Source organism: Lentzea californiensis (assembly GCF_024648825.1).
In the GTDB taxonomy this organism is placed as follows: Bacteria; Actinomycetota; Actinomycetes; order Mycobacteriales; family Pseudonocardiaceae; genus Lentzea; species Lentzea californiensis.
Genome location: NZ_JANBBE010000016.1, coordinates 1 through 23,209 on the forward strand (window position 1 = coordinate 1; position 23,209 = coordinate 23,209).

General features: G+C 69.3%; 25 protein-coding genes. 11 read left to right on the plus strand and 14 right to left on the minus strand.

The annotated features are described in order from the left end of the window. Positions 1 to 604: IS982 family transposase (locus LX88_RS38180; protein WP_258952627.1), on the plus strand; the 604-nt coding region annotated here is incomplete at its 5' end. Between the two features lie 503 nt (positions 605 to 1,107). Here the strand turns inward: LX88_RS38180 and LX88_RS38185 are convergent. The 7 genes from LX88_RS38185 to LX88_RS38215 all read right to left on the minus strand — a co-directional run bounded on the left by LX88_RS38185 (position 1,108) and on the right by LX88_RS38215 (position 9,602). After that, positions 1,108 to 1,740, minus strand: coding sequence for a hypothetical protein (locus tag LX88_RS38185; RefSeq protein WP_258952628.1), 633 nt, complete (start codon positions 1,738 to 1,740; stop codon positions 1,108 to 1,110). A gap of 278 nt (positions 1,741 to 2,018) precedes the next feature. After that, on the minus strand, positions 2,019 to 4,649 hold the full coding sequence (locus LX88_RS38190) for an AAA family ATPase (RefSeq protein WP_258952629.1): 2,631 nt from the start codon (positions 4,647 to 4,649) through the stop codon (positions 2,019 to 2,021). Then, positions 4,646 to 5,482, minus strand: a complete 837-nt coding sequence (locus tag LX88_RS38195) for a metallophosphoesterase family protein (RefSeq protein WP_258952630.1) — start codon at positions 5,480 to 5,482, stop codon at positions 4,646 to 4,648. The genes LX88_RS38190 and LX88_RS38195 overlap by 4 nt, the downstream gene beginning before the upstream one ends. An 8-nt stretch (positions 5,483 to 5,490) precedes the next feature. Next, the gene (locus LX88_RS38200) at positions 5,491 to 5,877 is read right to left on the minus strand and encodes a hypothetical protein (RefSeq protein ID WP_258952631.1); all 387 of its coding nucleotides are present in this window, start codon (positions 5,875 to 5,877) and stop codon (positions 5,491 to 5,493) included. After that, positions 5,874 to 8,276 (minus strand): AAA family ATPase, encoded by a 2,403-nt coding sequence (locus tag LX88_RS38205; protein WP_258952632.1) that lies wholly within the window; start codon positions 8,274 to 8,276, stop codon positions 5,874 to 5,876. The genes LX88_RS38200 and LX88_RS38205 overlap by 4 nt, the downstream gene beginning before the upstream one ends. A 119-nt stretch (positions 8,277 to 8,395) precedes the next feature. Next, positions 8,396 to 8,752 (minus strand): peptidase inhibitor family I36 protein, encoded by a 357-nt coding sequence (locus LX88_RS38210; protein ID WP_090069218.1) that lies wholly within the window; start codon positions 8,750 to 8,752, stop codon positions 8,396 to 8,398. Between the two features lie 40 nt (positions 8,753 to 8,792). Continuing rightward, the gene (locus LX88_RS38215; RefSeq protein WP_258952633.1) at positions 8,793 to 9,602 is read right to left on the minus strand and encodes a DUF72 domain-containing protein; all 810 of its coding nucleotides are present in this window, start codon (positions 9,600 to 9,602) and stop codon (positions 8,793 to 8,795) included. A gap of 17 nt (positions 9,603 to 9,619) precedes the next feature. Here LX88_RS38215 and LX88_RS38220 point away from each other — a divergent pair, with 17 nt between their 5' ends. Beyond that, complete coding sequence (locus tag LX88_RS38220; RefSeq protein ID WP_258952634.1) at positions 9,620 to 10,354, plus strand: arylamine N-acetyltransferase family protein; 735 nt, start codon at positions 9,620 to 9,622, stop codon at positions 10,352 to 10,354. Here the strand turns inward: LX88_RS38220 and LX88_RS38225 are convergent. Continuing rightward, positions 10,309 to 12,009 carry a glycoside hydrolase family 5 protein gene (locus LX88_RS38225; RefSeq protein WP_307791891.1) on the minus strand — a complete coding sequence of 567 codons (1,701 nt, stop codon included), beginning with the start codon at positions 12,007 to 12,009 and terminating at the stop codon, positions 10,309 to 10,311. The genes LX88_RS38220 and LX88_RS38225 overlap by 46 nt on opposite strands. A gap of 88 nt (positions 12,010 to 12,097) precedes the next feature. Between LX88_RS38225 and LX88_RS38230 the strand changes: the two genes are divergently transcribed. Further along, positions 12,098 to 12,655, plus strand: a complete 558-nt coding sequence (locus LX88_RS38230) for a PadR family transcriptional regulator (RefSeq protein ID WP_258952636.1) — start codon at positions 12,098 to 12,100, stop codon at positions 12,653 to 12,655. Beyond that, the gene (locus LX88_RS38235; protein WP_258952637.1) at positions 12,652 to 13,947 is read left to right on the plus strand and encodes an FAD-dependent monooxygenase; all 1,296 of its coding nucleotides are present in this window, start codon (positions 12,652 to 12,654) and stop codon (positions 13,945 to 13,947) included. The genes LX88_RS38230 and LX88_RS38235 overlap by 4 nt, the downstream gene beginning before the upstream one ends. Here LX88_RS38235 and LX88_RS38240 read toward each other — a convergent pair. Then, a complete protein-coding gene (locus tag LX88_RS38240; protein WP_258952638.1) occupies positions 13,913 to 14,626 on the minus strand; it encodes a DUF72 domain-containing protein in 714 nt (237 codons plus the stop codon). The two genes, LX88_RS38235 and LX88_RS38240, sit on opposite strands and share 35 nt — an antisense overlap. A gap of 72 nt (positions 14,627 to 14,698) precedes the next feature. Between LX88_RS38240 and LX88_RS38245 the strand changes: the two genes are divergently transcribed. Genes LX88_RS38245 through LX88_RS38255 form a run of 3 tightly spaced genes read left to right on the plus strand, consistent with a single transcriptional unit; the run spans position 14,699 to position 15,922 of the window. Continuing rightward, a complete protein-coding gene (locus LX88_RS38245; RefSeq protein ID WP_258952639.1) occupies positions 14,699 to 14,986 on the plus strand; it encodes a type II toxin-antitoxin system Phd/YefM family antitoxin in 288 nt (95 codons plus the stop codon). Beyond that, entirely contained in the window at positions 14,974 to 15,381 is a 408-nt protein-coding gene (locus tag LX88_RS38250; protein WP_245983624.1) for a type II toxin-antitoxin system VapC family toxin, read from the plus strand. The genes LX88_RS38245 and LX88_RS38250 overlap by 13 nt, the downstream gene beginning before the upstream one ends. Before the next feature lie 37 nt (positions 15,382 to 15,418). Further along, positions 15,419 to 15,922 (plus strand): DUF2199 domain-containing protein, encoded by a 504-nt coding sequence (locus LX88_RS38255; RefSeq protein ID WP_258952640.1) that lies wholly within the window; start codon positions 15,419 to 15,421, stop codon positions 15,920 to 15,922. On the opposite strand, the gene LX88_RS38260 is transcribed toward LX88_RS38255, so the two are convergent. Continuing rightward, a complete protein-coding gene (locus LX88_RS38260) occupies positions 15,873 to 16,415 on the minus strand; it encodes an HAD domain-containing protein (protein ID WP_258952641.1) in 543 nt (180 codons plus the stop codon). The genes LX88_RS38255 and LX88_RS38260 overlap by 50 nt on opposite strands. Before the next feature lie 59 nt (positions 16,416 to 16,474). On the opposite strand from LX88_RS38260, the gene LX88_RS38265 reads away from it, so the two are divergent. From LX88_RS38265 to LX88_RS38275, 3 genes are read left to right on the plus strand one after another with little or no spacing between them, the layout of a single operon-like run. After that, a complete protein-coding gene (locus tag LX88_RS38265; RefSeq protein ID WP_090069230.1) occupies positions 16,475 to 16,801 on the plus strand; it encodes a hypothetical protein in 327 nt (108 codons plus the stop codon). A 9-nt stretch (positions 16,802 to 16,810) separates the two neighbouring features. Further along, positions 16,811 to 17,404, plus strand: a complete 594-nt coding sequence (locus LX88_RS38270) for a YbaB/EbfC family nucleoid-associated protein (RefSeq protein WP_258952642.1) — start codon at positions 16,811 to 16,813, stop codon at positions 17,402 to 17,404. Between the two features lie 5 nt (positions 17,405 to 17,409). Beyond that, positions 17,410 to 17,637: a hypothetical protein gene (locus tag LX88_RS38275; RefSeq protein ID WP_258952643.1), complete on the plus strand. Its 228-nt coding sequence runs from the start codon at positions 17,410 to 17,412 to the stop codon at positions 17,635 to 17,637. A 55-nt stretch (positions 17,638 to 17,692) separates the two neighbouring features. Here LX88_RS38275 and LX88_RS38280 read toward each other — a convergent pair whose 3' ends face one another. From LX88_RS38280 to LX88_RS38295, 4 genes are all read right to left on the minus strand, one after another. Next, a complete protein-coding gene (locus tag LX88_RS38280) occupies positions 17,693 to 19,801 on the minus strand; it encodes a 3-hydroxyacyl-CoA dehydrogenase NAD-binding domain-containing protein (protein WP_258952644.1) in 2,109 nt (702 codons plus the stop codon). Continuing rightward, positions 19,798 to 21,012, minus strand: coding sequence for a thiolase family protein (locus LX88_RS38285; protein ID WP_090069237.1), 1,215 nt, complete (start codon positions 21,010 to 21,012; stop codon positions 19,798 to 19,800). The genes LX88_RS38280 and LX88_RS38285 overlap by 4 nt, the downstream gene beginning before the upstream one ends. A gap of 92 nt (positions 21,013 to 21,104) precedes the next feature. Beyond that, the gene (locus LX88_RS38290; protein WP_258952645.1) at positions 21,105 to 21,554 is read right to left on the minus strand and encodes an ABA4-like family protein; all 450 of its coding nucleotides are present in this window, start codon (positions 21,552 to 21,554) and stop codon (positions 21,105 to 21,107) included. Further along, positions 21,551 to 22,432, minus strand: coding sequence for a hypothetical protein (locus LX88_RS38295; RefSeq protein ID WP_258952646.1), 882 nt, complete (start codon positions 22,430 to 22,432; stop codon positions 21,551 to 21,553). The genes LX88_RS38290 and LX88_RS38295 overlap by 4 nt, the downstream gene beginning before the upstream one ends. A 61-nt stretch (positions 22,433 to 22,493) precedes the next feature. Here LX88_RS38295 and LX88_RS38300 point away from each other — a divergent pair, with 61 nt between their 5' ends. Next, on the plus strand, positions 22,494 to 23,144 hold the full coding sequence (locus LX88_RS38300) for a MerR family transcriptional regulator (RefSeq protein ID WP_258952647.1): 651 nt from the start codon (positions 22,494 to 22,496) through the stop codon (positions 23,142 to 23,144). Positions 23,145 to 23,209 lie beyond the last annotated feature (65 nt).

The window sequence follows — 23,209 nt, forward strand, 5'->3', positions numbered from 1 at the left end:
CACCACGCTGTGGACCGATGACGTGTGGGTGGTCGACTCGACCCCGGTGGAATGCGGCCGCTCGCGGGAGACCGCGAAACGCTCTGATCTGGCCGGATGGGCGCAGTACGGGTATTGCGCCTCCCACTCTCGCTACTTCTGGGGCCTGCGGCTGCACCTGGTGTGCACGCTGGGCGGCTTGCCGGTCGCCTTCGCGTTGACCGGTGCCAAGGCCGACGAGCGTCAGACCCTGCTCGGGATTTTCGCCGCCGAGCCCGCGCTGGTTCACGAGCGGCCAGGCCAGACCCTGATCGGCGACAAGAACTACTACGGCAAGGCCTTCGAACGCGACCTGGCCGAGGCAGGGATCGAGTTGCTGCGACCGGCTCGCAAGGGCGAGCCCGAGCGGCCTGGCGCACGGTTGTTCAAGCCACTGCGCCAGACCATCGAGTCGATCAACCAGACCTTCAAAGGACAGCTCGACCTGGAGCAGCACGGCGGACGCACTCCAGCCGGAGTCATAGTCCGTGTCCTGCAACGGGTTCTGGCGCTGACCACCGCGATCTGGCACAACGACAAGACCGGGCAGCCAGTCATGCGGTCATTGACCGCCTACGACCACTGACCCCTTGGAATCAGTCATCTAGAGGCGATGGATACCTAACAGGTTGCTCGGGTACGTCACCTGGCATCGGCTCACCGGCGACGCTGGCGACAGGCATTTATCGTTCGCCCGTGTCGAACAAACTGTCCGGTCAGGCCTTTCCAGGGTGGCGCGAGTGAACGACCGTGCTCTCTTGTGCGGCGGAGGGCTGTCGCCTCGCGGAATCGGCTGGCTGGAACGTCAGCTGTTCCTTGGGAACGTGGTGATCACGCACGCCAGAACACACCTTGCTAGTGGTTGAGATCGTTCGTTATGGCAGAACCAGGCGGTATCCGTGGTGACATGGAGTCGGCTGGCGTCGACGATTGCGCGGGTGAGACTGGTCAGCGTTTTCAGAGTTGAACGCACGCATCCGTCCGCTGAGCGGGGTACTGGGCCGCTCTTCGAGGCGGACGAACTTTGGTGCTACTGCGATGCGAGTGCCGGACTGACGTCGTTCGTCCGCGCCGCTGTTAGGGAGTGGATCACCCCCGCAGCGCGATCGGGAAGTCCACCTCCTCCGGACCGTCCACGTTGGGCGCCTTCAGTTGCGGGAACTCCATCGGCGGCAACGGAATCCGGTGTGCCCACCGCTCGATGATCTGGTTCTGCGGCGTCGGCTCCGGCTGCGACACCTCGCGCAACACCACGAGCCGGTCTTCGAGCTGCAACGGGTACGTCACCAGGAACCACAACTTCAGCCCCTCGGTGCGCGCGCCCTCGAACAGCGCGAACTGGTCGTGGTCGTTGTCCCGCATCATCGCCGCGAGGGCAGGCCCCTTCGCGTAGTCGCTGCGCAACGGCGCCTCCGGCGACCCAGTGCCCCGGTTGCCCTGCAACGTGCCGAGCAGCACCGGGCGCGACGGGTGCCGGATCAGCCCCGCGTTCCAGTGGTCGAGGCGCTGCCACCCCTCCGCCGCCAGCAGCTGCCGCAGCGTGCCCACCCGGTGGATCCAGTCGAGCAGCCCTGGCGCGTTGGTGGGCCCGAACGGCGGCGAGGCGGCGCGCGCGTCGATACCGGCGGCGATCGCCCGGTCCAGGATCGCGGTGCGCAGGCCCAGGTCGGCGAGCCTGTCGTCGGCGGTGGGGGTGAGCTTGCGGAAGGCGGCGTTGGTCATGGGACGACGGTAGCGACGGGGTCTGACATTTCCGGGAAACTGCTGGTCATGCGCCGCACTGCCGTGTCGGCACCGCGCCGGAACTGCAGTGAGGCGAGAGCTGTACCGCCGGAGACGTGTCGACGTTCTGTTGGGAGAGACGCGGATCGCGTTGTTCGTCGACGGTTGGTTCTGGCACTTGTGCCCGGAGCACGGGCAACTGCCGAAGGCGAACCGCAAGTGGTGGTGCGGTGCCCCGGACCGAGTCCAGGGCACCGCACCAGCGGCCTTTCTCCCGGTCAGGCCGCCACCGGGGTGAGCTGGTGCAGCAAGTCCCGCTCACCCAGCCGCTCCTGCGCCCACTCGGCCACCGCCACGTCCTGCGCGAACAGAACGATCTGCCGGTCGGCGGACAGCTGCAGCAGCAGGTCCAGCACGGCACGGGTGCGGGCGTCGTCGGCCTGCACGGTGACGTCGTCCAGCAGCAGTGGGCAGGACTCGGTGGCGAGGTGCTGGGCGAGGGCGACGCGCAGCAGCAGGTAGATCTGTTCCGCGGTGCCGAGGGACAGGCGTGAGGCCTGGTGCCACGACTCGGAGGCCGCGCACACGCGCACGGTCAGGGTCGACGGGTCCACGGCGGCGTCCACGTAACGGCCGTCGGTCACTGAAGGCAGCCATGTCCGGAGTGTGTTCTCCAGGGCTGGGGCGATGGTGCTGTGCACCTTTTCGCGGGCCGCGGTCAGGTAGCGGGAGGCTAGGCCGATGGCTTCCACTTCGGCGCTCACCTCGGTGAGGACCGCGGTGGCGGCCTGCACTGCCTCTTCGGCGTCCGGGACGCTCGGCAGGGCGCGGGCCAGTTCGGCGACGGTGGCCGCCAGGGAGTCCGCGGTGGAGGCCAGGGCCGGGTCCACCGGGTCGCAGGCGGCGTAGCGGGCGGCTGCCTCCAGCAGGGTGGCGTGGTGGTTCTGGGCGGCTGAGCGGGTGGCTTCCAGGTCGTTCAGGGTGCCTGCGGCGATCAAGGATTGGAGTTCTGCCCACGCGTTGCGTTCGTCCTCGGCCTCGCGCAGCAGGCGGTCCCAGCCGCGTTGCCACTCGGCGATCGCGCGCAGGAGGTCCTCCGGGCGGTCGCCGGTGCCGCCGATCGCGGTGACGGCTTCGCGCAGCAGGTCCAGGGCTCGGGTGTGCGCGGCGGTCGCCTCGGCGACGGTGGCCTCGGCGAGGCGGCGGTCTGCCAGGGTTTGGGACAGCTGGGGGCGCTGGGCGGCGATCGACGCCTGGCGGGCGCGCACCTTGCAGTCCGTCTCGTAGTCCACCAGGAGGTCCGGCACGGTCATCGCGGCGTCGGACTTGCCGCGTGCGGCGAGTTCCACGCGGATGGCCTTCTCGGTGCGGGCCACCTCGGACACCAGGTCGGCGTGTTCGGCCTCCCACGCGGGGCGGTTGGCCAGGCGCCACAACGTTTCGCGGTCCGCCGGCACGCCCAGCGACGCGCACTCGGCCACCGCCTCGTCGTGCACGCGCGCGGCTTCCGCGGCCACCGCTCGCTGGCCCTCGGCCTCGGCCAGGGCGCGGTCGGCGCTGAACAACACGCTCCGCGCCTGGGCGGCGCCGGCCGCGCGTTCGGCGGCGAAGGTCACGGCGGTCTCGCGTTGCTCGGCGTTGCCGCGTGACAGCGCGCCGCCGACACCGGCCACCAGGGCGGCGACGAGGACGCCGATGGCGGCGAGTTGCTGGCCGGTCAGGAACAGCAGCAGGCCCACCAGGCTCGTGAGGCAGCTCAGGGCCAGCAGAGCGTTGCGCAGGAACGGGTTCGGCACCGCGATCTCCTGCACGTGCGCCGCCGCCACGTCGGCCTCGACCTGGGTGCGGGCCGCGACGGCGGCTGCCTCGTCCTGGGCCTGGCGGGCGTTGTCCACGTCGATCGACGCCGTGGTCAGGCGGCCACCGGCGGCCGGGTCCAGGCGCGTGGCGAGGCCGCGCAGCACGGACGGTTCGGCGTTCGTCCGCGGTGACGGCCGGCGTTCGTGGTGCGCGGCGGCGACGGCGGACGCGGTCGCGTAGGCCGAGGCCACGAGGCGGAGTTCGTCGTCCAGCGCGGTCTCGCCGACGGGGAAGTCCGGCAGGGCCGCGAGTTCGGCCTCCAGCGCCTCCGCGGACGGGCCCGGCAGCACGCGCGGGGTCGGCGCGGCACGCCACGCGGCCAGCGCGCGGTTGACCACGTGGGTCAGTTCCTCCTGCGCCGCGATCCCGGACGGCGGCGAGTCGCCGAAGCGCTCCTGCAACTCGGCCAGCCGGGCCACCCTGGCGGAGATCGCGCCGAGCGACTCCGCGTGCTCCTGAACGGCCAGGCGTGCACGCGCGGCGGCGGCCGAACGCGCCTGCGCGCTCAGTTCCAGGTAACGCGCGTGCTCACGGCGAGCCGCGGTCAGGTCGGTTTCGGCCTCGCGCAAGCGGTTCCGCGCGTCCCGCAGCGCGTCCACGGGCGCGGTGAGCCGTTGCAGCGCCTGCTCCACCGTGCCGTCCGTGCCCGCGGTGGCCGCCGCCCGGCGCAAGTGGTCCTGCAAGCCGTTCGCCGCGTCCAGCACGGTCAGCAGCTGCGCCTGGTCCACGCACGCGGTGGCGGCGAACGACGTGCGGTCCAGCCCGACCCAGCGCGCTGCGTCCGGAGCCAGGTCGGCGTTGAGGTCGCGGTCCACCGCGACGACCTCGCCCGACTCCAGCGACACCGTGGCCGCCACCCGCCAGGACTCGCCCTGCCACGGACGGTGCCGCGCCGAGGGATCGCCGCACAGGGCCGCGCGGATCGCGGCGTGCCACGACGACTTCGCGGACTCGTTCGCGCCCGACACCACGGTCAGCCCAGGCGCCAACGACAACGTGCGGTCGTGCAACGGCCCGAACGCGTGCGCGGTGACGGACTCGATCCTCATCGTTCCTCCAGCGCGCGCAGGCCGGCCGAGAGAACGCGGCCGCGCAGAGCCACGTCCAGAGCGGGGTCGGCGAGCACATCGCGCACGAACTGGCCGCGCACGGTCCGTTCCGCGGCGACGGTGTCGAAGTCCAGCAACGGGAACGTCTTCTCTGAGTCCAGCCAGCCGAGCGACCGCGACGCGGACACGTCGAACACCTCGCGCGACACCGAACCGTCCTCGTTCACCGTGCACAGAACGGCCCCGCGCTCGCCGGTCTCGCCCGGTGTCAGCGGATCCGGGTTGCCGGGGAACGTGTAGTCGGTGGCGTGCTCCGGCGTGTGCACGTGCCCGAGGAACGCGTGGTCCAGCCCGGTGATCGCGACGTCATCGGGCGTGGAACCGTGGCACAGGGCCAGGTTCACGCCGCCGCGGTTCACCGCGAACCCGTCCAGGACGTCACGCGCCGGGCCGGGCCCGACGTTCGCGGAACCCCACAGCGTGATGCCGTCGGAGAGCTCCACGGGTGTCATCGACTCCGACGAGAACACGTGCACGTTCGGCGTCCAGTCCACCTGCTGGTAGACCGACTGCGGCCCGTACCAGTCGTCGTTGCCCGGGGCGAGGAACACCGGTACCGGGCAGTCGAAGGACGACCGCAGGAACTCCGCGGTGGAAGGGGAGCAGCGATCGTGCTCGTACAGGTCGCCGGCGCAGAGCATCGCGTCCACGCCGGATTCCTGCGCGAGGTCGACGATGTGGCCCAGCGTGTCACGCAACGCTTGACGCCGCTCCGGGCCCGCGCTGGGAAAGCGCGTGTCCAGGTGCAGGTCCGCGAACAGCAGCAGTTTCACCAATGCCCTCAGGTGAGGTCGATGTTGCCGGACAGGGTCAGGGTCGGCCTGAGAGTCGCCGCGACCAAAGCGGTGTCGGCGTGCCAGCCGGTCAGTTCCGCGACGGTCGGGGTCAGCTCGTAGCCGTGGTGCCGGATCGCGCGGCTCAGCGCGTGCCACAGCTGGGAGGCGTCGTGCGCCAGGTCGGCGTCCACGTGGGACGGGAGGTTGAGCAGCAACGCGTGCACGGGCTGATCGGTGTTCTCGGCTCCGCAGGCGCGGGCCACCGACCGTTCCACCGCGGTGCGCAACAGCTCGGCACAGCACCGGATCCGCACGCCGTCGAGCTGGTCGGGGCGCGCCAGCAGGTTCGCCACGCAGGTCAGCCGGTCCTGGACGTCGGAGGGGAGGCTCATCGCTGCAGCCACCCCGCGAGCAGCTCGGTGTCGCGGATCAGCACGTCCAAATCTCCGCTCTCGCCGCCGACCCGGCACGCCAGCAACAAGTCCACCGCCCACGATCCGACGACCTCCTCCAGGTGTGGCAACAACTTCGAGGGTTCCGCGAGGTCGTCGAGGACGGCCAGCGCGAGTTTCTGCCTGGTCGTCAGCGCGCACTCGAGCAGGCGCTCGACCTCGGCGTGCGGTACGCCGCGGCCGAGCCGCTCGCGGCGGAACCGGGCGTGCGACGCCGCTTCCAGGGCCGCCCGGCAGCACGACGCCACGAGCTCGGCCCGCAACGCGTCCGGCAGGTCCTCGTCGACCCGCATCGCGCGGGCGTCGGCCAGGCAGCGGCCGACGGGGTCGTCGGACATCCGCACCTGCACGACGGAGTCCTCGCTGCGGCAGACCTCCCAGACCGTCGCCGGCAACCGCAGCCGCCGCAACGCCTCCACCAGCCGTTCGTCGTGCGTGAAGACCACGACCTGGCGGGTCAGCCCGACGTCGGCGAGCACCTGCGCGAGACCGTCCACCTTGGTCGGGTCCATCGCCTGCACCGGGTCGTCGATCACCACGAACCGGAACGGGCTCTCGTCCACCAGCGCGCGCGGCAGGAACAACGCGAGCCCCAGCGAGTGCAGTTCGCCCTGGCTCATCACCGCGAGCGCCGAGTTCGAGACGCCGTCGACCGACACGTCCAGCTCGACGTTGCGGGTGCCGCCGAGCCGCACCGCGCCCAGGTCGACGTTGCTCTGCTGGCGCAACCGCTGCCAGATCCGCTGGGACTCCTTGGCGAACGGCGCGATCCGCTCGGACCGCAGCGTGGCCGCGGTCTTGCGGATCCAGTTCTCCGCCTCCGTCACGTCGGCGAGCACCTCGGCGTCGGCAATCGCTTGCTGCGCCTGCGAATGCCACTCGAACAACGCGATCGCCATCGGCCGCCACACCAGGTCACGCCGGTCGATCTGTTCGCGCGCCACGGCCTTCAGCTGGTCCACGCCCCGCACGAGGTCCGCGTACCGGTCGAACAACTCCTGGCGCAGCCGCACCGGGTCGTCGATCGAGACGCAGGACTCCCACGCGTGCCAGGCCTGCAGCACGGTCGTCGTGTCGAGCACGCCCTGCGCCTCGGCCAGGACCTCGGGCGCCGGCAGGCACAACGCCCGCGTGGCCGCGACGGCGAGGTCCAGGCGGTCGGCGGCCTCGTGCAGTTCGGCGGCGGCCCTGGCGAGGTGCTCGGCGCGTTCCTTGGCCTTGCCGAGCCACAACCCGTCGAGCCGGCCGAGATCGCACACCGGGCACGTCTGACCGCCGCCCGACTCCTGCAGCTGGATCGCGAGCCGCAGGATCTCGCTGCACCGCAACGAGTCCTGCGCGTTCGCCGTGGCCACCGCGGTGACTGCGCCGAGTGCCAGGTCCAGCGTCTCGCGGACCCGGTCGACCTCGTCGTCGGGCGGCAGCGCCACGTCCACGATCTGGTGCAGCAGGTTCGTGCCGGTGCCGACGTCCGCGCCGAGCGCGAGGTCCGCGATGGCGTCGAGGTCGGGGGAGTCGCTGCCGAGCAGTGCGGCGGCGCGGCGGGCGCGTTCGTCCTGGGACGCCAGCAGTTCCGTGCGCACGCGTTCCCGCCGGTCGTGAGGGCGGGCGACGATCTCGGCGAGACGTTTGCGGTGCTCGGCGAGCGCCTGCTGTGCCTCGGTGATCGCTTCCAGGCCCAAGAGGCGGTGCATCGCCTCGTAGAGGTCCTCGGGTTGTGCGTCGAGAACGGTCCCCAGTTCGCTGTAGGGCAGGAACGGCCGGTAGGTCTCCAGCGCCTCGTGCCACTTGCTGTCGTCGAACGGCCTGTTGTCCTGCGTCCACTCGCCCTGCGCCAGGTCGTCCTGCGGTGCCCACTGTCTTCGGATCGTCGTCCTGTCCGTCCGAGTGGCCTGGACGAGCTCCAGTTCGACGGCGGTGTCCCTCTGGTGCAGGTTGCGCCAGCCCTGCCGCCACACGTCGTGCCGTGCTCGGGTCCAGCGCGAGTTGTAGCCGGTCAGCGCCAGTTCGGCGGCCTCGGCGAAGCTCGACTTGCCCGAGCCGTTGCGTCCGGTGACGACGGTCAGTCCTGGACCCGGCGCCAGCGGCAGACGTGCCTGGGGGCCGATGCCGCGGAAGCCGCGCACCCGGATCTCCGACACGAAGATCTCCTGGCCAGGGCCGTCGGTCCGCTCTCTCGGGGCCTCTTCTCGTGAGGGCACACCGGCGAGCGCGCGCTCCAGAGCCGTCTCGCCCCGGCACGCCGCCAGCACCAGTTCTGCCGCACGTGGGGTGAGATCGTCTTTGGCCAGTCGCCCGGCCATCAGTTCGAGTAACCCGGCTTCACCCGCCACGGTCACATTTCCTCCAGCTGCCACCACTCGATAGGGCGGCAACTTAGGCACGAAAGGGGACCTACTGACGAGTACTCACACGATCGAGTGGTGTTACATAGGGTGACTAAAGTAGGTCTGCGTCGTTAGGGACCCCACACCTGCAGGCCCCTGATCACGAAGTAGGCGTCCGGTACGTAGGTGCCGTGCTTCGGATAGGTCGTGAACTCGGCCTCGGTCGAGCAGTTCTCGCGCTGGTAGACGGTCGCGTCCCTGCTCAGGCGGTTGGCGAAGGACTTGCCGGTCACCGTGAGCGTGATGCACTCGCCGGGGTTCGCCGATTCCACGTCGAGGCGCTGGACCGTTCCCGTGTACTCCGCGCCCGACCAGACGCAGAACTCGCCCTTGTCGCAGGTCTTGTCACTCTGCGCTACAGCGATCCCACTGGAGGCGACCGCGCCCGCAGTGACCACCAGGGCGGCGATGATGCTCTTCGTCGACATGGGCGCACCTCCGTCGGAGAAGAGTGTGCGTCCATTCGGCTCAATCGGCCAGACGATCTTGCAACGCCCTGGCGTCGCGCGGGGCGTAGGCCTTCGCGTCGTTGTCGAAGTAGACGAACACGTCGCCCTGCCGCCGCCAGGCGCGGACCTTCTCCGCCCACTGGTCGAGGCCCTCGCCGGTGTAGCCGCTGACGTAGAGCTCGTCGTGGCCGTGCAGCCGGACGTAGACGAAGTCGCTCGTCACCTCTTCGATCAACGGGTACTTGCCGGCCGCGTCCGCGACCACCAGCGCGATGTCGTGGCGCCGGAGCAACTCGATGAACTCCGGCGTCTTGAAGCTGTCGTGGCGCACTTCGAGGGCGTAGCGCATCGGCCGTTCGGCGTCGGTGGTGGTGTGGGCCGGATCGACGCGGTGGTCGTGGCGTTTCGCGACCTCGGCGGCCTCGGTGGTGGTGCGGGGCAGGCCCTCGAAGAAGCTCGTGAGCAGGTCCGCGTCGAACTGCAGCGTGGGCGGGAGCTGCCAGAGGATCGGGCCGAGTTTCGGACCCAGGGCGAGGACTCCGGACGCGAGGTAGTTCGAGAGCAGCTCGTTGCCGTCCTTCAGGCGCTTCATGTGCGTGATGAAACGGCTGCCCTTGACCGAGAACACGAAGTCGTCCGGTGTGTCGGCGGCCCACTTCTGGTAGCTGGACGGGCGTTGCAGCGAGTAGAAGGAGCCGTTGATCTCGACCGATCCCAGCTGCTCGCTGAGGTAGGCCAGCTCGCGCTTCTGCGTGACGCCCTTGGGGTAGAACACACCGCGCCAGGGCGGGTAGACCCACCCCGAAGTCCCGATCCTGACCTCGCCCATGCGGATATCGTGGCACGGTGGACGACTACCTACAGCGCATCGGTGCCTCTCGCACGTCGTCGTTGGCAGAGCTGCACGAACGGCACCTGCTGAGCGTCCCGTTCGAGAACCTCTACACGCACATGGACACCCGGATCGTGCTGGAGGTCCCGTGGCTCCACGACAAGATCGTGACGCAGCGGCGCGGCGGGTTCTGCTACGAGCTCAACGGGATGTTCGCGGAGCTGTTGCGGCACTTGGGACACAACGTCGACCTGCTCGCCGCGCGGACGGTGGGCGAGCAGCAGCGGCTCGGCCCGCCGCTCGACCACATGGCACTGCTCGTGGACGGCACCTGGCTCGCCGACGTCGGGTTCGGGGCGTTCATGCTGCACCCGCTCGAGTGGAAGTCGCGAGAGGACCAGCACGACCCGTACGGCGTGTTCCGGCTCGTGGACTCCGGCGACGACGTGGAGGTGCTGATGAACGGCAAGCCCTCCTACCGGCTCGAACGCCGGCCGCGTGACCTCGCCGAGTTCGTGCCGACCTGCTGGTGGCACCAGACCGCGCCGGAGTCGCACTTCCGTGCCGGGCCGATGGCGTCGCTCGCGCTACCAGCAGGGCGGATCACCGTGACGGACAAGAAGGTCGTGCTGACGGAGAACGGCCGCAAGACCTCGACGGAGGTCGAAGATCCCGCGGCCGCGTTCCTTGAACACCTGGGGCTTCACTTCCGGCAGAGCAACGCGTCCGGGGTCCTGCGCCAGTTGTAGGCGACGCCGGCGATGTGCTCGTCCTGCGCGCACTGACCCTTGTAGTGCCCGTTGGCCCAGTCGCCACCCTGGTCAGGCCGGTTGTCGCCGCGGTCGAACCAGAGGACGCGGCTGGTCGATCCGGTGGCGACCGGTGCGCAGACCAGCGTGAAGTTCGCGTACCCGACGGCCGCGTTGTTGTTCGGGCACTGCAGCTTCGTGTAGCCGGACGCCCAGTCGTTGGTCACGTGCTGCTCGTCGGTGACCCTGGTCGTGCCGCTCCACTGTGGACCGCTGACGCACAGGCCGCGGTTGCCGGTGTGGCTGATGCCGGCGAGCTTCTGGCTCTGCGGGCAGGACTCCTTGAGGAGCTGGTTCCACCGGGTCTCCTGCGGGACCTGCCCGGTGCGGCTCGGCGCGCTGACGAGGCGGTTCCACGCGCCGGCCCGCCAGTCGTCGCCGTCGTTGACGCCCATGCGGTTGCCGGCCGCGTCCCAGTGCAGCAACGCCCATCCGTTGCCACCGCGGTCGGTGTGGAAGCCGACCAGCGGCCAGTAGGCGAAGTCGGTGTCGTTGGCGATCAGCTGGTCCACGAACCGCTCGAACCAGTCGCGCGCCTTGGGGTTGTTCTCTCCGCGGCCGCCGACGCCGAACTCGCTGATCCACAGCGGTGCGGTGAAGTGCTTTTGCGCCTCGGTGATGAAGAAGGCCTGGCGCTGCAGGACGTTGACGTGCTCCTGCGGCGAGAGGTCCTGGTAGCGGGGGTCGGTCGTCTCGCCGATTCCGGTGGCACCGCTGTGGTTCGGTCCGGTGTAGCCGTAGAAGTGGGCGGAGTAGACGAGCTTGGCGGGGTTGGCGAGCGTGTGGCTGAGGAAGCGCGCCGGCTCCAGCGTCGGCCGGCCGTGCGCGAAGCCGTCGACGGGGATGCCCGTCCAGTTGATGCCCTCGACGATGACGAGCAGGTCGGGCGCGGTCTGCTGGAGGCGGTCGGCGGCCTGCTGGGAGGCCTTGTGCCAGTCGTGGTCGTTGCCCCAGCCCCAGTTCGGGTCGTCCCAGACGTTGCGGCGCACCTCGTTGTAGAGGTCCGCGCCGACCACGCGCTTGTTCGCCTTGTAGCGGTCGGCCATGAACGCCCAGTCGCCGATCCACTGGTCGGTGCTCTGGCTGGTGTTCCACCGCTCGTTGCCGTCGACGCCGCAGCACCACCGGGACGTCGTGGTGTGGTTGTTGAGGATGACGGCGAGGTTGTTGCGGGTCAGCTCCGCCACGACCGCGTCGTAGACCTCGAGCGGCCGCTTTCCGTTGAGCTGCGCGTCTTTCAGCCCGTGGACGGGGTTGGTGTCCTTGATCATCTGGTTGGAGAACGGCAGCCTGACGCTGTTGACGCCGATCTCCTTGAAACTACTGATGATCGTGGCCATGGCCGCGCGGTCGAGGCCGAGCGGGACCTGGTCGGCCTTCTCGCCGGAGTGGTGGTTGGCGGGGTCGTTGATGTCGCCGGATCCGGTGTAGGTGCCGCTCGCACCGTGCCAGTTGCCGGACTTGAGCTTGAAGCGGTCGCCGTGTGCGTCGACGATCCACCGGCCTCGGGTGCTGAGGGGGCCGGTCCAGGCCGCCTCCTCCGCATGCGCTTGCACGGGAGCCACGAGACTCGCGGCCAGGAGCAGGGGAGCCAAGACGCGAATCGTTCTCATATCTGAACAGGCTAGTTGACAACCCGGACCGCGCCGCAAATACTCGGTTTCGAGCGATCGGAGCCGAGTGATGAAGAATCCGCTGGGTATGGCGGTGCTGGGACTGCTGCTGGAGTCACCGTTGCACCCGCACGCGATGGCGGCGACGTTGCGCGAACGCGGCTTGGACCGGGCTTTCAAAGTCACGACAGGTTCGCTCTACGACGTGGTGCGCGCGCTCATGCGTGAGGGGTGGATCGAGGCACGCGAGACGGTGAAGGTCGGTGCCCGGCCGGAACGCACCGTCTACGGGCTCACCGAGGTGGGACGGGAGGAGTTCACCCGCTGGGTAGACCGGCTGGTGCGCGAACCGCAGCCCGAGTTCCCGAAGTTCCTCTCCGCCGTCAGCTACCTCGGTGCGCTGGGACCCCGTGGTGCGGTGGAGGCGTTGCGGGAACGGGCGGAGCGGTTGCGGACGTCGCTGGAGGAGATGCGAGGCTCTCACCGGGACGCGCTGGAGCAGGTGCCGCGGCTGTTCGTGGTGGAGGTCGAGTACGCGGTGCGTATGGCCGAGGCCGAGCTGGGGTGGGTCGGGGAGATCATCGGCGACGTCGAGTCCGGGCGTCTTCCGTGGCCGGAGGAGTCATGACCGTCCTGGTCGCCGGCGCGGGCCCGGCTGGGTTGGTGGTGGCGGCCGAACTGGCGCTGGCCGGTGTCGAAGTGACCGTGGTGGACGCGGCGCCCAGACGGTTCGCGCACCCGCGTGGCTTCACGTTGTCCGTGCGCAGCCTGGAGTTGCTCGACCGGCGCGGGCTCGCCGAGCGGTTCCTCGCCGAGGGACCCGTTGTGCCGTATGGGATGTTCCTGCCGGGCATGGGGCTCGACTTCTCGGCCATGGACACCGACCACCCGTACGCGCTCGGCATCGGGCAGAACCGCGTCGAGGAGTTGCTGGAGGAGTGGCTCGCCGAACTCGGTGTGCGCGTGCGGTGGGGACACGAGGTCGTGGACTTCTCGCAGGACGCCGACGGTGTCGACGTCGTCGTCGGCGAGGAGCGGTGGCGCGCCTCGTACCTGGTCGGGTGCGACGGCAGCCGCAGCACGGTGCGCAAGCGGGCCGGCATCGGCTTTCCCGGCGTGAACGCGACGTCGTACGGACTGATCGCGGACGTCGAGGCCGACTTCGACGCGCTGGCGACGGGGGAGGTGTTCGTGCTGCCGCGGCCGGGGTACGTGCGGATCGTGCTCGACGAGCCGGAACCGCGCACCGGGCCGGTCGAGCTCGGGTACGTGCGGGAACTGCTGAACGCCCGGCTCGGCCGGGAGGTGCCGCTCGGAAGACCACTGTGGCTCAGCAGGTTCTCCGACGCCGCCCGGCAGGCGGAGAGCTACGTGCGGGGCCGGGTGGTCCTCGCCGGGGACTCCGCGCACGTACACCCGCCAGCGGGGGCGGTCGGCGTGAACGTGGCGCTCGCCGACGCGATGAACCTCGGCTGGAAACTGGCCGCGACCGTGTCGGGCCGCGCGCCCGACGGCCTGCTGCAGACCTACCACGACGAACGGCATCCGGTCGGTGCACGCGTGGTGCGCACGGCGCGGGCGCAGTCGTTGCTCGGCCGTGAGGACCTCTCGCCGGTGCGAGAGCTTGTCGCAGAGCTGGGTGCGGCGGCAGGCACGTACCTCGCGGAGCTGGTCACGGGTGTCGACACGCGGTATGACCCTCGTATACCGGGCGACCACCCGTTGCTCGGGCGGCTGGCACCGAACCTCGCGGTGGAGGTCGGCGGCAGGTCCACGACCGTCGCCGAGTTGCTGCGTCCCGGCCGGCCGGTGCTGCTGGACGAGCTCGGCGGGATGCTGATCAGACCGGACGGTCACGTCGCGTGGGTGGCCGACCCGGAGACGCTCACCGCCGCGTTGCGGACGTGGAGCGGGCCATGAGGCTCAGCGCGTTCACGGGAGCGGCGCCGTGCATGGTGTTGTCGAAGTAGAGGTAGGTGTCGCGGTCCCACTCGCGGATCTTCCCGGCCCACTCGTCGAGCTGTTCGTCGTCGTAGGAGCTGATGTACAGCTCGTCGTGGCCGTGCAGGCGCACGTAGGCGAAGTCGGCCGTCACGGCCTCGATGCACGGGAAAGTCGGTGCGTCCGACACGACGTGAGCGACGTTGTGCGCGTGGAGTAAGTCGAAGTAGGCGTCCGTGCGAAACGACTCGTGGCGTGGTTCGAGCGCGTGCCGGCCTTGCGGGAGCGCGGCGAGGAAGTCCTGGATCGTCGCGCGGTCGAAGCGCAGTGATGGCGGCAGCTGCCAGATGACCGGTCCCTGCTTCGGGCCCAGCGCAAGCGATTCGGTGAACGTCTTGAGCGGGTCTTCGATGTCGCGCAGGCGTTTGACGTGCGTGATCAGCTTCGGGCCCTTGACGGCGAAGACGAAGTCCGGTGGGGTCTCGGCGACCCACTTGCGGTAGTTCGACGCCGGTTGCAGGCGGTAGAAGGAGCTGTTGATCTCGATCGTGTCCACGTGGGTGGCGAGGTGGTTCAGCCACAGCCGCTGGGGGACGCCGCGGTAGAAGTCGTCGCGCCACTCGGGGTAGCGCCAGCCCGACGTGCCGACCCTGATCATGCCGTCCGGGTAGCCCGGCAGCGCTGTAGCTACTCCGTAGCACTTTTCTGCATTTTGCGCTACGGTGGTGGCATGCAGCAGCTCAAAGCCATCGGCCAGCGTGAGCTCCGCAACGACAACGCGGAGATCATGCGGCGCGTCGAGGCGGGTGAGAGCTTCGTCGTCACCCGCAACAACAAGCCCGTCGCCCAGCTCTCGCCGTACCGGGAGGACGCGGTGACCCGTCCGCCTCTGGGGGACGTCCAGGTGCTGTTCGGCACCCTGCCGCCGGTCGACGCGGACCGGTGGGAGGCCGACCGCCGCGCGGCCGACGAGGTGTTCGGCGCCGACGACCCGCTGGACGACCCGTGGCAGAGCTGAGCTGTCTGCTCGACACCTGTGTGCTGATCAGGCTCGAGCGGGCGAACCTGGGTGAGTACGTGAACGCCCAGCCGTTCCTGAGCGCCGTCACGATCGCGGAGCTCGCGTTCGGGCTCGACACCGAGGACCCGGTCGAGCGGTTCGCGCGCACGGAACGGTATTACGCGGCGCTGCAGACGTTCGAGGTGCTGCCGTTCGGTGTCGAGGAGGCCAAGGTCTACGGGCAGATGGCCTCGTTGGTGCGGCGGGCCGGCCGGAGCCCGCGCCCGCGGCGGATGGACCTGCAGATCGCGGCCACGGCGGCGGTCGCGGGCCTGCCGGTGCTGACCATGAACGTCAAGGACTTCAAGGACGTCGGGCGGCTCGTCGAGGTGGTGCCCATCCGTCAGGTCTGAGCGGAGCAGGCAGGCCGGCGACTCTAGGCTGGTCGCCATGATCTCTCCGGGGTTCACCTGTTCTCGCTGTGGTGAGGTGCACGAAGGCCTTCCGTCCGGCTACTCGATGGCCGCGCCCGTGTACTGGTCGCCGGACGTCGCCGAGAAGCCCGGCAGCTTCCTCTCGGGGGAGCAGTGCGTGATCGAGAACGAGCACTTCTTCGTGCGCGGCCGCATCGTGCTGCCGGTGCGCGACGCCGACGAGGACTTCGAGTGGGGCGTGTGGGTGTCGCTCTCGCCGGCGAACTTCGGCCGCATGATCGAGGTGTTCGAGGACCCGGACCGCGTGAACGAGCCGCCCTACTTCGGTTGGCTGTCGACGATCCTGCCCGGCTACGAGCCCACGACGCTCAACCTCAAGGTCAACCTGCACACGCAGGGGATCGGGGTGCGGCCGTTGGTCGAGGTCGAGCCCACCGATCACCCGCTCGCCGTGGAACAGCGCGAGGGCATCACGGTCGCGAGGGTGCAGGAGTTCGCGGAGTTCGCTCTGCACCAGTGAGGAAGGCCCGGACCCGTTCCAGGTGGTCCACGCCGATCCCCTTGCGCGGGTCGACCGGCACCAGCAACGTGCCCGGCCTGCTCGCCGCCCATTCCTGGTCGCGTGGCTGGAACTCGTCGTCCAGCCACGCGATCGGACGCGTCCGCGCCCACTCGGTGATCGCCGCGACCTTGCCGTGGAGGCCGTCGGCGTGATCGGAGCCACGGCCGCCGAAGTCGATCCACTCCAGCTCGGGCAGTCCGATGCACGGTCCGATGAACTCGTTCGCCTCGTGTTCCCACGTCGTCGCCCACACCAGGTCAGCACCGGTCGCGGCGGCGAGCGAGAGCAGCCACGGGCCGTGTGACGGGTCCAGCCAGACGCGCAGTGGCCGGAAGAAACCGTAGGGACGGATTCGATGTGTGGTGTAGCCGGCCGGACGCCGGGTCGGCTTCGCCAGGAACGGGTTCAGCGGGCCGTCGACGTCCAGCAGGATCGCAGGACGCATGAACATGACCTGATCGAAACATCCCAACGGCTAATGATCCCGCGATTTATCCCGATACGTGACACATGACTGTCACGGACATCGCGTCGTGGGGCACGGCGGACCACGTGCGAGCCGCTCTCGAACGTCACCTCGAAGGTGCGCTGGTAGAAGTCCCCGGAGACGACGCCGCGCCCCGCTGGGCGTTCAGCGAGGCGCTGCGCAGGTCGTTGATGCTGCGCCAGACGCACCCGTTCGACACCGTCGCCATCGGGCTGCCGGACCTGCTGCGCTACCGGGAACTGGTGGCCGGCTCCGAGGTGACGCTGCGCGCGACGAACATCGACGCCTACTTCATCCGCGAGGACGGGTCGGCCGAGCTCCACCAGCCGGTGATGGTGCCGGAGGCCTGACGGGCAGCCGTGGTCGTCAGTTCGGGCGTGGCGGCCTGGATCTCGCGGCTCGAACGTGGTGTCGACCAGTGGGTGGAAGGTCTTCAGCAGCGCGCCGATCGTCTGGAGCGGTTGCGGTCCCAGGCCGACCGGATCCAGGTGCCCGAGACCAGCCAGAACGGCGCCGTCACGGTGACCATCGACGCGACGGGAAAGCCGCTCGACATCCGGTTCGACGACCGCGCGGCGGCGGTGCGGCCGAGTGAGCTGGGGCCGTTGGTCATGGGCTGCATCAGGGCTGCGCAGTCGCGGATCGCCCAGCAGGTGCGGGAGGCGACAGCGGCGGCGGTCGGCGACGACCTGCCGACCGAACTGCGGTCGCACGCCGGCAAGCTCGACGGTCTCGCCGAACGACTCGGCCAGGCCCTGCACGCCGCGCGAACCGTGAGCATGGACGACGCCGCGTACGGGCAGATCTGCGCCTTCCTGCCGCCGTTGCCCCGGGACATCGAGCAGCAGGCCTACGACGCGCTCGTCGCCGGCAACAACGGTGTCACCGAGATCGCGACCAACATCCGCCGCACAGCGGACGAGAGCGAAGACTTCAGCAAGCCGTGGAGGTAGTACGGATGGCACTGCTCGTGTACCTGCACAAGGAAGAGGAGACGGCGACGTCCGTCCGCTACCGGTTCCACACCGACGGCGGCACGGCGCGCCACCTCGTCCTGGACAAGCAGACCGAGACGATCCTCCCCGACGACGGCAACGCCGACGGGATCTTCCGCGCGGCCGCCGGCAAGCTCGCCAAGGCGTGGGTCACCGGCCAGACGCCGGAAACGCTGGTCCACCAGTCGTGAATGCAGAAGCCCCCGGCTCCGTCGAGGAGGAGCCGGGGGCTTCTGGCACAGCGGACTAGGCAGGCACGGAGGCCACACCCGGTGCCAGGAAACGCTTTCCGGTCACCTTCTCCGAGATGCCGGTGCGGTCCAGGTACGGCGTGATGCCGCCCAGCCAGAACGGCCACCCGGCGCCCAGGAGCATGCACAGGTCGATGTCCTGCGCCTCCGCGACCACGCCCTCGTCGAGCATGAGCCGGATCTCCTCGGCAAGCGCCTCCAGTGCGCGGGTCTTGACCTCGTCACCCGTCAGCGGTGAGGAGCCGAACTCCCACAGTGCCTGGACCTCGGGGTCGACGGTCTGCTTGCCCGTGGAGTCCCACTGCCAGACCGCACCCTTGCCGGCGGCGACGAACTTCTTCATGTTCTCCGACACCGAGAAGCGGTCCGGGAACGCGCCGTGCATCGTCTCCGACACGTGCAGCGCGACGGCGGAACCGACGAGCTGCAGCAGGATCATCGGCGACATCGGCAGGCCGAGCGGCTCGGTGGCCTTGTCGGCGACCTCGAACGACGTGCCCTCGTCGACCGACTTGATGACCTCGCCCATGAAGCGGGTCAGCAGGCGGTTCACGACGAACGCGGGCGCGTCCTTCACGAGCACCGAGGACTTCTTGAGCTGCTTGCCGATCGAGAACGCCGTGGCGAGCGTGGCGTCGTCGGTCTGCTCGGCGCGCACGATCTCCAGCAGCGGCATGACCGCGACCGGGTTGAAGAAGTGGAAGCCCACGACCCGCTCGGGGTGCTTGAGCTTCGACGCCATGTCCGTGATGGACAGCGACGACGTGTTCGTGGCGAGGATCGCCTCGGCGGAGACGTGCTCCTCGACCTCGGCGAACACCTGCTGCTTCACGGCGAGGTCCTCGAACACGGCCTCGATCACGAAGTCGGCGTCGGAGAACGCGGACTTGTCGAGCGAGCCGGAGACCAGCGCCTTCAGGCGGTTCGCCTCGTCCGGGGAGATCCGCTTCTTGCCCGCCAGCTTGTCGATCTCGCTGTGGACGTAGCCGACGCCCTTGTCCACGCGCGCCTGGTCGATGTCGGTCAGCACGACCGGCACGTGCAGGCGGCGGATGAACAGCAGCGCCATCTGCGAGGCCATCAGGCCCGCGCCGACGACACCGACCTTGGTGACCTTGCGCGCCAGCGACTTGTCCGGCGCGCCGGCCGGACGCTTCGCGCGCTTCTGCACCAGGTTGAACGAGTACAGGCCCGCACGCAGCTCGTCGCTCATGACGAGGTCCGCGAGGCCCTCGGTCTCGGCGGCGTAGCCCTTCTCCAGGTCGTTCTCGCGCGCCAGCTCCAGCAGTTCCAGGGCCTTCTGCGCACCCGGCGCCGCGCCCTTGGTCTTGCCGTGCACGATGCCCTTGGCCCGCGCGACGGCGGCGTCCCACGCGTCACCGCGGTCGATCTCCTTGCGGGGCACGGAGATCTCGCCGCGCACGACGCCGGACAGCCACAGCAGCGACTGCTCCAGGTAGTCGGCGGAGTCGAACAGCACGTCCGCGATGCCCAGCGCGAGAGCTTCCTTCGGCTTGAGCATCTTGTTCTGGTTCAGCGCGTTCTCGAAGATCACCGTCACGGCGTCGTTGGCGCCGATCAGGTTCGGCAGCAGCTGCGTGCCGCCCCAGCCCGGGAACAGGCCCAAGAAGACCTCGGGCAGTGCGATCGCGGCCGCGTTCGACGCCAGCGTGCGGTAGTGGCACGACAGCGCGAGCTCGAGCCCGCCGCCCATGACCGCGCCGTTGACGAAGGCGAAGGTCGGGATGTCCGAGTCGGTGAACTTCTTGAAGACCTCGTGGCCGAGCTGGCCGATCGTGACGCCCTGCGAGCGGTCCGTGGCCTGCTCGACGGCGGTCAGGTCCGCGCCGACGGCGAAGATGAACGGCTTGCCGGTCACCGCGATGGCGGCCGGAGAAGCCGCGTAGGCCTCGTCGAACGCCGCGCCGAGCGAGACGAGCGACTGCGGGCCGAACGTCGACGGGCGGGTGTGGTCCAGGCCGTTGTCGATCGTGATGAACGCGACCGGCTTGTCCAAGCCGGGCACGGAGATCAGACGCGTCTTGGCGTGGGTGACGACCTCGTCGGGGAAGATCGCCTTTGCTTCCTCAGCGGTGATGGTCACTTGCCACTCCAGTTCGGGTTCTCCCAGATGACCGTTCCACCCATGCCGATGCCGATGCACATGGTGGTGAGGCCGTAACGGACGTCCGGACGCTCGGCGAACTGACGCGACAGCTGCGTCATGAGGCGCACGCCCGAGGAAGCCAGCGGGTGGCCGGTCGCGATCGCGCCGCCCCACTGGTTCACGCGGGGGTCGTCGTCGGCGATGCCGAAGTGGTCGAGGAACGCGAGCACCTGGATGGCGAACGCCTCGTTGACCTCGAACAGGCCGATGTCCTCAATGGACAGACCGGCGCGCTGGAGGGCCTTCTCGGTGGCCGGGACCGGGCCGATGCCCATGACCTCGGGCTCGACACCCAGGAACGAGTAGCCGACCATCCGCATGCCGATGGGAAGACCGAGTTCGCGCGCGGTCTCCTCCTCGGCGAGGATGCAGCCGGTCGCGCCGTCGTTCAGACCGGCCGCGTTGCCCGCGGTGATCCGGCCGTGCGGGCGGAACGGGGTCTTGAGCTTGCCCAGGTCCTCGACCGTGGTGCCCGGACGCGGCGGCTCGTCGGCCGTCGCGAGGCCCCAGCCGTTCTCCGCGGAGCGGGTCGCGACGGGCACGAGCTCCGGCCCGATCTTGCCGTTCTTGAGCGCGTCGGCGTACTTGGCCTGGGAAGCGGCCGCGTAGGCGTCGGTGCGGTCCTTGGTGATGTGCGGGAACCGGTCGTGCAGGTTCTCGGCGGTCTGGCCCATCACGAGCGCGCTGGTGTCGACGATCTTGTCCGACAGGAAGCGCGGGTTCGGGTCGACACCTTCGCCCATCGGGTGGCGGCCCATGTGCTCGACACCGCCCGCGATGGCGACGTCGTAGGCGCCGAACGCGATGCCGCTCGCGGCCGTGGTCACGGCGGTCATCGCGCCCGCGCACATGCGGTCGATCGAGTAGCCGGGGACCGACTTCGGCAGGCCCGCGAGCAGTGCGGCGGTGCGGCCGAGCGTGAGGCCCTGGTCGCCGATCTGCGTGGTCGCGGCGATGGCGACCTCGTCGACCCGCTCCGGCGGCAGCTCGGGGTGCCTGCGCAGCAGCTCACGGATGACCTTCACGATGAGGTCGTCTGCACGGGTCTCGGCGAAAATGCCCTTCGGGCCGGCCTTGCCGAACGGCGTGCGGACGCCGTCGACGAAGACCACGTTCCGAACGCGTGCCGGCGCTGCTGGTGCGGCCACGGCGTCTCCTCCACTTGTGGTGACAACTCTGTCCACTACCGGTCGGGTTGCGCGACATCCCTACCGGTCGGTAACGCCAACTCTAACCCTAGTTACTGGTGAGTAACCACAGCGGCACCCCTGTTCTTTGTGTCACACACCTTGCGCACGATCAGGAACAGCGGCAACCCGACGGGGGCCAGCAGGATCGTGATCACCAGAACGGGTGCCATGACCACTGGGTGGACGTCGAGCCTGCGTCCTTCGAGGTACATCCAGCGCCCGACGAACAGGTCCCACGCGAGCATGTGCGCCCAGACCAGCGCGGCGCCCGTCGGCGTGCTCATGAACTCGGCCAGTGCGCCGATCTCGGGGCTCGTGACCAGCGGCAGCAGCTCCGGCAGGACGGGGACCATCAGCACGACGTAGATCACGACCGGCGGCAGCACGATGAGGTACGACTCGGCGATCCGCCGCGTCCACGACCACTTCGGCGCGAGGATCATGAGCGCCCAGAACGGTGCGATCAGCAGGAACGTCAGGTCGAACAGGATGGCGGTCATGCGTTCACGAGCTCCTTCTTCGGTGCGCGCGCCCACACCACGCCGAGTGCGGTCGCGACGACGATCCCGGCAAGCGCGAGCAGCGTCGTGCCATCGGGCTGGAGCAGCGGCTGGCCGCGCAACGCCTGCCAGGTCACGAGCAGGAAGATCCCCAGGAACGACCCGCTTTGGACCCAGGCGAGCTTCGTGGTGGCGCGGGTGCCGAGAAGAGCGATGAGCACCGGCAGGACCTGCAGCGCGTGCATGCCGACGAAGTGCCCGACCCTCAGGTCGCCGTGCTCGGTGCTCCACCCGGTGATCGCCATGTAGGCACCGCCGTCGGCCGCGCCGATCGTGTGCGAGCCGAGGGTGCCGCCGTCGAGGGCCTGGCCGGGCTTCGGCTGCGTCATCAGGAACCCGACGCCGAGACCCAGGAACGAGATGACGAGCCCGAGCCGGATCGACCACGACAGGGCTTCGTTCTCGATCTTCGTACGCCACAGCAGGACGGCCACGATCGCGTGGGTCACCCACAGCACGACGATCGTCGCGCCCATGATCGAGAACAACATCGCGTCGAGCGGCGTCTCGAAGTTGAAGTGACTGCGCCTGCCGCGCAGGACCTGGCCGACGATGACGACCATCTCCGCCGCTCCGGCCGCCGCCAGCACGGTGCCGGCCCACCAGCCGACGCGCTGGAACCGCTTCAGGTACGTGAGCAGCCACGCCAGCGTGAACGCGTAGAGCGCCAGCGACACGGCGAACTTGAACGGCTTGAGCCAGATCGGCGAGTTGACCACGAGCCGGTCGTCGAGCAGCAGCCCGACGAGCGAGACCGGGATCAGCAGCGCCATCGACCAGCCGAAGAGGACTAACGGCCGGTGCCATGTGCGAAGCATTTCTCTTTACCCCCTGAATGGATAGCAGTACTCTCTACTATCCGGAAGCTACACTATCCATATGCGTGTTGGCGAGCTTTCCAAGAGAAGCGGCGTCGCGGTGCCGACGATCAAGTACTACCTGCGCGAGGGACTGCTGCCCGCCGGCGTGCTGACCAGCCCGAACCAGGCCCACTACGACGACGAGCACCTGCGCCGGCTTCGTCTGGTCCGTGCCCTCGTCGACGTGGGAGGCCTGTCCATCGCCACCGTGCGCGAGGTGCTCGCCGCCATCGACACCCGCGACGATTCGCTGCACAACAAGCTCGGCGCCGTCCAGGAGGCCATCAGCCAGCCGAGCGCTGCCGAACTGGACCCGCTCGCGGTCGCGGACGTCCAGGCGTTCTTCGCGCGGCACGGTCAAACCGAGTGCATCGACGTCACCGAGTCCAACGTGACCCTCATGCTCGCGGCCGCGTTGTCCTCGGCCCGCTCGATCGGTCACGACCGGATCCACGAGCTCCTCGACCCCTACCTGGAGGGGTTGAAGATCATCGCCAAGGCCGACCTCGAGTACGTCATCCAGCACACGTCGCCCGACGACGTCATCGAGGCGATGGTCATCGGCACCCTCATCGGCGACACCGTCCTCAAGGCCGTGCGCCGGCTCGCGCACGCCGAGGTGTCACGCGGTGCGCTCAGCGGCAGCCCGGATCCTGACTCTTCCAACTGATATATCGGCCGATATATCAGTTCGTCGTGCCGCTACCTGCGCCTTAGCAATGACTCTTTTGACTT

Excerpts from the sequence above, each read along its gene's own strand:
- LX88_RS38295 (WP_258952646.1), bottom strand. The coding sequence starts at position 22,432 with ATGCTTCGCACATGGCACCGGCCGTTAGTCCTCTTCGGCTGGTCGATG.
- LX88_RS38240 (WP_258952638.1), bottom strand. The coding sequence starts at position 14,626 with ATGATCAGGGTCGGCACGTCGGGCTGGCGCTACCCCGAGTGGCGCGAC.
- LX88_RS38230 (WP_258952636.1), top strand. The coding sequence starts at position 12,098 with ATGAAGAATCCGCTGGGTATGGCGGTGCTGGGACTGCTGCTGGAGTCA.
- LX88_RS38215 (WP_258952633.1), bottom strand. The coding sequence starts at position 9,602 with ATGGGCGAGGTCAGGATCGGGACTTCGGGGTGGGTCTACCCGCCCTGG.
- LX88_RS38300 (WP_258952647.1), top strand. The coding sequence starts at position 22,494 with ATGCGTGTTGGCGAGCTTTCCAAGAGAAGCGGCGTCGCGGTGCCGACG.
- LX88_RS38245 (WP_258952639.1), top strand. The coding sequence starts at position 14,699 with ATGCAGCAGCTCAAAGCCATCGGCCAGCGTGAGCTCCGCAACGACAAC.
- LX88_RS38185 (WP_258952628.1), bottom strand. The coding sequence starts at position 1,740 with ATGACCAACGCCGCCTTCCGCAAGCTCACCCCCACCGCCGACGACAGG.
- LX88_RS38275 (WP_258952643.1), top strand. The coding sequence starts at position 17,410 with ATGGCACTGCTCGTGTACCTGCACAAGGAAGAGGAGACGGCGACGTCC.
- LX88_RS38200 (WP_258952631.1), bottom strand. The coding sequence starts at position 5,877 with ATGAGCCTCCCCTCCGACGTCCAGGACCGGCTGACCTGCGTGGCGAAC.
- LX88_RS38290 (WP_258952645.1), bottom strand. The coding sequence starts at position 21,554 with ATGACCGCCATCCTGTTCGACCTGACGTTCCTGCTGATCGCACCGTTC.
- LX88_RS38235 (WP_258952637.1), top strand. The coding sequence starts at position 12,652 with ATGACCGTCCTGGTCGCCGGCGCGGGCCCGGCTGGGTTGGTGGTGGCG.
- LX88_RS38190 (WP_258952629.1), bottom strand. The coding sequence starts at position 4,649 with ATGAGGATCGAGTCCGTCACCGCGCACGCGTTCGGGCCGTTGCACGAC.
- LX88_RS38260 (WP_258952641.1), bottom strand. The coding sequence starts at position 16,415 with ATGTTCATGCGTCCTGCGATCCTGCTGGACGTCGACGGCCCGCTGAAC.
- LX88_RS38265 (WP_090069230.1), top strand. The coding sequence starts at position 16,475 with ATGACTGTCACGGACATCGCGTCGTGGGGCACGGCGGACCACGTGCGA.
- LX88_RS38210 (WP_090069218.1), bottom strand. The coding sequence starts at position 8,752 with ATGTCGACGAAGAGCATCATCGCCGCCCTGGTGGTCACTGCGGGCGCG.
- LX88_RS38255 (WP_258952640.1), top strand. The coding sequence starts at position 15,419 with ATGATCTCTCCGGGGTTCACCTGTTCTCGCTGTGGTGAGGTGCACGAA.